This is a genomic window from Corallococcus sp. 4LFB (assembly GCF_046520365.1).
GTDB lineage: Bacteria > Myxococcota > Myxococcia > Myxococcales > Myxococcaceae > Corallococcus > Corallococcus caeni.
In genome coordinates, this window is sequence record NZ_JBKGHJ010000413.1 from 1 (window position 1) to 7,584 (window position 7,584).

The following is a 7,584-nucleotide window of genomic DNA, read 5'->3' on the forward strand; positions in this document are numbered from 1 at the left end:
CGCCGAGGGCTTCTGGCTCCGCGATTTGTTAGAGAACTTCTGGCGACCTACTTAGTAGGCACGGCCCTGTCCGCCGTCCACGGGGACGGTGGAGCCCGTCACCCACTTCGCCCGCTCCGAGCACAGGAAGGCGACCACGTCCGCCACCTCCTCGGGGGTGCCGAAGCGGCCCCAGGGAATCTGCTCGCGCACCACCTTGGCCACCGCCTCCGGGTCGTGCTGCTGACGCCGGTCCCAGCTGCCGCCGGGGAAGAAGATGGAGCCCGGGGCCACGGCGTTGACGCGGATGCGGTGGGACGCCAGGTCCACGGCCATCTCCTTGGTGAGCGCGATGAGGCCCGCCTTGGCGGCGCTGTAGGGCGCGCTGGTGGCGTACTCGCGGCCGAAGATGGAGCTGATGTGCACGATGCTGCCGCCGCCTTGCTGGCGCATCCCGTTCAGCGCGCGCTGGCTGCACCACACGGCGGACATCAGGTTGCGCTGGAGGACGTCGTTCCACTGCTGGGTGCTGGCCGCGTCGAAGGCGCCCGCGCCGCCGCTGCCGCCCACGTTGTTCACCAGGATGTCCAGCGAGCCGAAGGCGCGCACCGCGGAGTCCACCGCCGAGTACGCGCCCTCCTGCGTGGCCACGTCCGCGACCACGGTGGCCACCTGGGCGCCCTCGGAGCGCAGCTCCTTCGCGAGGACCTCCAGCGGCTCCAGGCGGCGCGCGCACACGCACACCCGGGCGCCCTCGCGCGACAGCACCATGGCGATGGCCTTCCCGATGCCCCGGCTGCTGCCGGTGACGAGCGCCGTCTTCCCCGTGATTCCGAGTTCCATGCCGTCCCTTCTACCGCCAGCACGGGCCGGGTGGGGGAGGGGATTCAGCGGGGCGTTCAGAGGCGTTCGAAGACGTCCAGGCGGTACGTGCCCTCCATCTCGCCGCGCAGGTGGCGCAGGTGCCGCGGGGCGAGCTGCCGGAAGGCGTCGTGGACGGCGTGGCCGTCCAGGCGCATGTCGCGCGTCTGGCCGGTCCAGTGCACGAGGACCAGGTGCCCGCCGGGCTCCAGGTGTTCGAGGATGCGCTGCTGCGCGAGGGCCAGCTCGCGGAGGTTCCAGTAGGCGCCGCGCTCGGACACGAGGGTGAGGTCGAAGGTCTGCTCCGGGGAGCCGTGCGGCACGTCCATCCGCTGGAAGCGCACGTGCGGCAGGTGGCGGCAGCGGTGGATGGCGCGGGCCTGGGCGGACTCGGAGGGCTCCAGGGAGAGCAGGGCGTCACAGCGGGCCTGGAGCTTCTCCGTGAGCAGGCCGATGGCGCCGCCAATCTCCAGGGCGGAGCGGTAGCGCGCGCGGGGGAGCGAGGCCAGGGTGACGTCGTCGCGGCTGCGCACGCAGCCCAGCGCGTCGAAGCGCCAGGGGTCCTCGGCGTCCCGCGGAGGCGGAGGCGGGGTCAGCAGGAGGGCGGATGACGGTTCCATCGGGAGGCTCCTGGGGGGAACGCGAACCCTCAGGATGGAGCCTTCATGGGCCCGCTACATCCCGTGCGCTCGGGGCAGGCGGAGCGTCCAGCGGCGGTCAGGGGCCGCGCCAGTAATCCGGCTGACAGGTCCAGGGGCGCTTCACGTTCCTCCGGTCACAGTGGTAGCCCTCGGCGCAGCGGTTGGGCGCGTTGGGGTCACAGGCTTGGAGGCAGTGGTAGCGGTCGCAGACCTGACCCACGCCACAGGTCGGGTTCGTGGCGGAGCAGCGCTGAATGCACTCCGCCCATGCCTTGCCTGGGAACTCCGTGTGCGAAAGCACATCGCATTTACGGCCATCAGGACAGGGGCTATCCAGGCAATTCGGTCCGTAGATGGATGCGCAGATGGAAGTGCCCTCCTTGAATGGGATGCAGCGCTCCCCCTGGGGACAGCCGCGCTTCTCACAGGTGGGAAGACACGCGGGAGTCGGCTTCACGTCCGCGCAGAAGAAGCCTTCTGGACACGACTCGGGCTGGCCTGGAGTACAGGGACGGGCGCAGTAGCCATCTCTGCCCCGGCACTCGAGACCCTCCGTACAGGCGGCGGTGACGTCAAAGGGAGTCCTCAGGCAGCGCTGGCCTTCATGCCGGATGCCGACGAGGAGGCAGAGCCTGATCAGACCCCCTCCCGTCCTGGGCGCAATGACGGTCCTGCAGCGTTGGTCCTCGGGACACTGGCTGTCGGTCGTACAGGCGCTATCCGAGCAGTAGCTCCGGAAGCGGCCATCGTGGAAGCAGACGAGAGGGGCCTCACACTCGGTCTGCTCCGAACAGGTTTGATGGTAGGTCGCCCGCCGCATCCGCGCGTCGTAGTCCAGCATGGGGACCAGACCCTCTGGCTCCATGACAGGTGCGGCGCGAGCCTCTCGGACGCTCTGGAGGAGGAAGACCGCGGGTGCCAGGATCACGAGGCAGGCCAGCAGGCTCAGGGGGACATGCCAAAGCCGTGTCATCGGCCACCACATTGAGCAATGCATTCCTCGGTCGGCTCGGTGCCAGCGGGACAGAGTTCCTCGTATTCGTCCGAGTCACATCCCGTTTCGTGGATGCGCTCCAACGTGTCCTTGCGCGCCGCCCGGTCCAGCTTGCCACCCGGACGGTGCACGTCCGGGCACGCCGCCATCCCGCCCAGGACGCACAGCCACAGCCCCACCGCGTGTGCTCGGCCCATGACGGTCCAGGCTAACCTTCGCCTGGAACCGTCAGGCATTGCCCTGGCGGGCAATGATTTGTCATCCAGCCTGGAAGCGGGCCTCCGCCGGACGCGCGCCGCCCGTGCGCTTCACGCCGTGGTCGCCGTTGGCGGACAGGTGCTGCAGCAGCTTGAACACCGTCTCCACTTCATCCGCCGCGCCGATGTCCTGCGCCAGCTGCTCCGCCGAGCGCGCCTCCTCCTTCGCCGCCTTCAGCTTCGCGAGCAGCTTGCCCTGCAGCTCCAGCACGCGCCCCGCGGCCTTCTTGCCCGCCTCCACGCCCGGCTGGTGATAGGCATTGATGTTCACGAGGCTCGCGTAGAAGCCCACCGCCCGCTCGTACAGCGCCACCAGCGCGCCCAGCGTGCGCGCGCTCACGTCCGGCACGGTGAGCGTCATGGACTCGCGGCCCTTCTCGAACAGCGCCCGGCGCGTGCCCAGGAGGAACCCCAGCAGGTAGTCGCCGCTGGTGTTCTCCCCCTCCACCGCCAGGGACTTCCCATCCCGGTCCTTCAGCACCTCCACGAAGGTGACGAAGAAGTTGTTCACGCCCTCGCGCAGCTGCTGCACGTACGCGTGCTGATCCGTGGAGCCCTTGTTGCCGTAGACGGCGATGCCCTGGTTCACCACCTGGCCGTCCAGCGACAGCTCCTTGCCCAAGGACTCCATCACCAGCTGCTGGAGGTACTTGGACATCAGCATCAGCCGGTCCTTGTACGGCAGGATGACCATGTCCTTCTGGCCCTTGCCGCCGCCCGCGTGGAACCACATCAGCGCCAGCAGCGCCGCCGGGTTCGCCGCCGCGTCATGCACGCGCGTCGCCGCGTCCATGTCCCTCGCGCCCGCGAGGAAGCCGTCCACGTCCAGCCCCTGCAGCCGCGCCGGCAGCAGCCCCACCGCGGACATCACCGACGTGCGCCCGCCAACCCAGTCCCACATGGGGAAGGTGCGCAGCCACTGGTGGCCCTTCGCGTAGGTGTCCAGCTCGCTGCCGTCGCCCGTCACCGCCACCGCGTGCGCGCCGAAGTCCAGGCCGCGCTTCGTGTAGGCGGCCTCCGCCTCCAGCATGCCGTTGCGCGTCTCCTTGGTGCCGCCGGACTTGCTGATGACGACGGTGAGCGTCTCCGCCAGCCGCTCGCCCAGGCCGTTGAGCACCCGGTCCATCCCGTCCGGGTCCGTGTTGTCCAGGAAGTGCACCTGCATCGCGTCCCGGCCGCTGCCCAGCGCGTCCGCCACCAGCTGCGGGCCCAGCGCGGACCCGCCGATGCCGACAATCAGCACCTGCGTGAACTTCGCCGCCTTGGCGGGCTTCACCTTGCCCGCGTGCACGTCCTTCGCGAACGCGGCCACCTGCGCCTGCATGTCCGTGATGGCCTTCTTCAGCTCGGCTTCCGGCGCCAGCTCCGGGGCGCGCAGCCAGTAGTGGCCCACGCGGCGCTTCTCATCTGGGTTGGCGATGGCGCCCTTCTCCAGCGCGTCCATGGCCTGGAACGCCGCGTCCATGCGCGAGCGCATCCCGTCCAGGAAGTCCGCGCCGAAGTTCATGCGGGAGATGTCCAGCGTGAGCCCCACCGAGGGGACGACGCACAGGTGCCGCTGGTACCGCTCCCACAACTCGCGCTCCGTCATGTCCCGACTCCCTTGCAAGGGGCGCCGGCCGCATGCGCGGCGCCCGCCAGAACCGTCGCGGCGCACCGTAGCAAGGCCCGCACGGCGCGGACGCAAGGATGTCGTGGGCCGCGTTGCCTGGACGTCGGTTCCCGCCCCGGGCTGTCCTCCACCCGGAAGGCGCGGACCTCACGGGGCCGGGTGCGCGGCCTCCATTGGCGGGGGCGCTTCCGGCGGCGGCGCCCCCTTGGGCTTCCACGCCGGGTTGCGGAAGATGTAGCCCAGCCGCTGGCTCAGCGGCCCCGGGCGGGCCGCGTCCCTCGCGATGGCGGCGAACTCGTGGAACGCGATGCGCACCGGGTTGTGCGTGGTGAGGTTCTTCGTCAGCCCGTAGATGGGGCGCTCGGTCTCCGGGACGAACGTGCCGAAGAGCCGGTCCCAGAGGATGAGGATGCCCGCGTAGTTCACGTCGATGTAGGCCGCGTTGGACGCGTGGTGCGCGCGGTGGTGGGACGGCGTGTTGAACAGCCACTCCACCGGGCGCGGCAGCCGGTCAATGGCCTCCGTGTGGATCCAGTACTGGTACAGCAGGCTCACCGCCTGCTGCGTGACGATCATCTCCGGGGAGAAGCCCAAGAGCGCCAGCGGCGCCCAGAACACCCAGCCCGTCATGGGCGTCCACGTCTGCCGCAGCGCCGTGGACAGGTTGTAGTGCTGGCTGGAGTGGTGCACCACGTGCGACGCCCAGAAGAGGCGGCTCTCGTGGTGGACGCGGTGGAAGGCGTAGTAGCAGAGGTCTTCCAGGAAGAAGAGCAGCACCCAGGCCCAAAGCCCGTGGCCCAGGCGCAGCGGCGTCAGGTGGTAGAGCGCCGCGTAGCCCGCGAACGCCACGCCCTTCCAGAACACGCCCACCGCCACGTTGCCCAGGCCCATGGAGAGGCTGGCCAGCGTGTCCTTCCACGTGTGGCCCTTGACGGTGTCGCCGCGCTCCTGCCGCAGCTTCTTCACCCAGAAGGCCTCGGCGATGACGGTGATGACGAACACCGGGATGGCCGGGGTGATGAGGTCGGGGATGTGCGTCATGTCCATGATGACCTCCTGCGAATCAGTCCCTGGGTGCGAAGGCGACGCGCATGAAGCGCGCCAGGGTGTCCAGCATGCGGCGGTGCGCCGGGTCTTCCGGACGCGCCGCGCCGCCCACCGCCGCGCCCTGCACGGCGTCCAGCGCCAGCTCCACCACGTCGTCGAAGTCCGGGTGCGTGGCGGCCACGTCCGGGAACAGCTCGCGCGCCACGCGGTGCAGGTTCTGGCGGTGCGGGCCGTCCACCGCCGCCAGCGCCCTCTGCAGCTCCGGGACGGTGCGCGCCGCGACGTACAGCTCGACGGCGGCCTGCAGCTCCGGCCGCTGGTAGGCGGCCCACAGCATGTCCACCGCCGCCCCCACCCGGTCCTTCCCGGACGGGCGCGCACCCACGCCCGCGAGGAAGTCCTGGATGATGCGCGGGAAGAGGTGCTCCACCGCCACCGCGAGCAGCTCCTCCTTCGTCTCGAAGTGCGTGAACAGCGCCCCCTGCGACACCCCCGCCCGCTTCGCCACCTCCACCGTCGTCAGCCGCGCGTAGCCCTGCTCCACCAGCGCCTCGATGGTGGCGTCCAGCAGCTTGCGGCGCGTCGTCTCACGGCGCTCCGCCTGCGTGCGGCGCACCGGGACCGCGGCCTGCGCCTTCCTGGGAGCGGACTTCGGGGGCATGCCGGGAGGATAACCGGTCACTTAAAAAGTGACCAGTCACTTTGTTGACGCGGGGCGGAACGCTTCTGCTGATCCCAATGCGGAGCTGTTCCACGCCTGCCCGTGGGGCATCCGGCCGGACGGGCGTCTGCCTTTACCTCCGCATGGGTGAAAGGGATTGGAGTGGAGAGGCTTTCGAGGCGTCAGGTCTGCCAACCGGGCAGTCAGGCAGACAGGCGCTCCGACGCTTTCGAGCCGGTTCTCCTCTGGAGTGTGGTCAAGCCTCGCCCCCTTGAGACGGGGCGGGGCGTGGCTCGCCTGCTAGTGATCCGTTCGGGACTGAGCGAAAATCCCAGGGAAATAGCGCAAGCCCTTGCACCGGTTCTCCGCCCGCCCCGATATGAACCTCTCCGCTCTTCTCGTCGGCTCCCTCCTTGCTTCGGCTCCCGCTGTCCCTCCCTCCGCTCAGGCGGTCGCGAACCTGCCCGAGGTGGGCGTCCCGTTCGCCTGTGGCCGCATCTATACGGTGAGCCAGGGACATGAGACGGGCAGCCACCAGCACAACGACACGTTCGCGTGGGACTTCCGCATGCCGGAAGGCACGCCCATCGTGGCGTCGCACGACGGCGTCGTGCGCATGGCGCGCGGTGACAGCCGGCAGGGCGGATGCGGCGAGCAGTTCGCGCCGCTGGCCAACTACGTCGTCATCTCGCACGGCGACGGGCTGGAGACGCAGTACCTGCACTTCAGCGCCGTGGTGGTGAAGGCCGGTGAGCGCGTGAAGGAGGGCCAGCTCATCGGCTTCTCCGGCGCGACGGGCTGGGCGTGCGGCGCGCACCTGCACTTCAAGGTCGCCAGGGAGCAGGGCTCCGGGTGGAACAACCCCTCCGTGCCCGCGCGCATCGCGGGCTATGGGGACCCGGTGCGTGAGACGCTGGTGTCGGCGCCGCTGTGCAAGGACCCCGCGCAGCCGATGATGGCCTCCAACGGCGGCGTCCACATGCCGGGCCAGGCCGTGATGTCCATGTCACCCGCCAGCGCGAATCCGCTCAAGGATGCGTCGCGCGGCCTGCCGCCCGGTGCCAAGGCCATCATCGACGGCCTCTCCCAGCCTCCCGCCCAGGGCGGCGAGGGCCTCGACAAAGCGGCTCCGGCCCGCCCGGCCCGCATGGCGAGCGGCTCCGACGAGACTCGCTGACGCGAGCAGCGCTCCGGCGCCCGCGAGCAGTCCGAAGAAGGCCCCCGCGTTGAGGAAGTACTCCAGCGGCAACAGGGGGCCTTCGACGTAGCCGCGCACGACGCGGTAGCCCACGTGCCCCAGGAGCGCGAGCAGGGGCAGGTTGATGAGCGGCAACACCAGCCACCGGGCCGTGCGCCACCAGCGGGCCACGGCCTCCGCGACGGCGGTGGAGGCCGTGTAGCGCCAGGCGCCCGCGCGGGCCACGCGCAATTCCGCCAGCATCGCCTCCACGTCCGGCACGCCCAGGACCTCCGCCTCCAGCCCCTGCGTGCGCGCCACGCTGCGCGCCTCCGCCAGGGCGGTGCGCGCGGCG

6 protein-coding genes and 2 pseudogenes are annotated in these 7,584 nt (G+C 70.3%); 1 reads left to right on the forward strand and 7 read right to left on the reverse strand.

Annotated elements, in window-relative coordinates:
- Positions 1 to 51: 51 nt before the first annotated feature.
- The 6 genes from ACLEQD_RS32285 to ACLEQD_RS32310 form a co-directional block, all read right to left on the reverse strand.
- Positions 52 to 822: an SDR family NAD(P)-dependent oxidoreductase gene (locus ACLEQD_RS32285; RefSeq protein ID WP_410389340.1), complete on the reverse strand. Its 771-nt coding sequence runs from the start codon at positions 820 to 822 to the stop codon at positions 52 to 54.
- Between the two features lie 56 nt (positions 823 to 878).
- Positions 879 to 1,460 carry an SAM-dependent methyltransferase gene (locus ACLEQD_RS32290; protein ID WP_410389341.1) on the reverse strand — a complete coding sequence of 194 codons (582 nt, stop codon included), beginning with the start codon at positions 1,458 to 1,460 and terminating at the stop codon, positions 879 to 881.
- 990 nt (positions 1,461 to 2,450) lie between these two features.
- On the reverse strand, positions 2,451 to 2,672 hold the full coding sequence (locus tag ACLEQD_RS32295; RefSeq protein ID WP_410389342.1) for a hypothetical protein: 222 nt from the start codon (positions 2,670 to 2,672) through the stop codon (positions 2,451 to 2,453).
- Between the two features lie 61 nt (positions 2,673 to 2,733).
- Positions 2,734 to 4,323 carry a glucose-6-phosphate isomerase gene (locus tag ACLEQD_RS32300; RefSeq protein ID WP_410389343.1) on the reverse strand — a complete coding sequence of 530 codons (1,590 nt, stop codon included), beginning with the start codon at positions 4,321 to 4,323 and terminating at the stop codon, positions 2,734 to 2,736.
- Positions 4,324 to 4,491: 168 nt separating this feature from the next.
- Positions 4,492 to 5,391: a sterol desaturase family protein gene (locus ACLEQD_RS32305; protein ID WP_410389344.1), complete on the reverse strand. Its 900-nt coding sequence runs from the start codon at positions 5,389 to 5,391 to the stop codon at positions 4,492 to 4,494.
- 16 nt (positions 5,392 to 5,407) lie between these two features.
- Complete coding sequence (locus ACLEQD_RS32310) at positions 5,408 to 6,052, reverse strand: TetR/AcrR family transcriptional regulator (RefSeq protein WP_410389345.1); 645 nt, start codon at positions 6,050 to 6,052, stop codon at positions 5,408 to 5,410.
- A 616-nt stretch (positions 6,053 to 6,668) separates the two neighbouring features.
- Between ACLEQD_RS32310 and ACLEQD_RS32315 the strand changes: the two are divergent.
- Positions 6,669 to 6,833: pseudogene (locus tag ACLEQD_RS32315) on the forward strand (M23 family metallopeptidase); the annotation flags it as partial.
- A gap of 225 nt (positions 6,834 to 7,058) precedes the next feature.
- Here ACLEQD_RS32315 and ACLEQD_RS32320 read toward each other — a convergent pair.
- Positions 7,059 to 7,584, reverse strand: a pseudogene (locus ACLEQD_RS32320) (hypothetical protein); the annotation flags it as partial.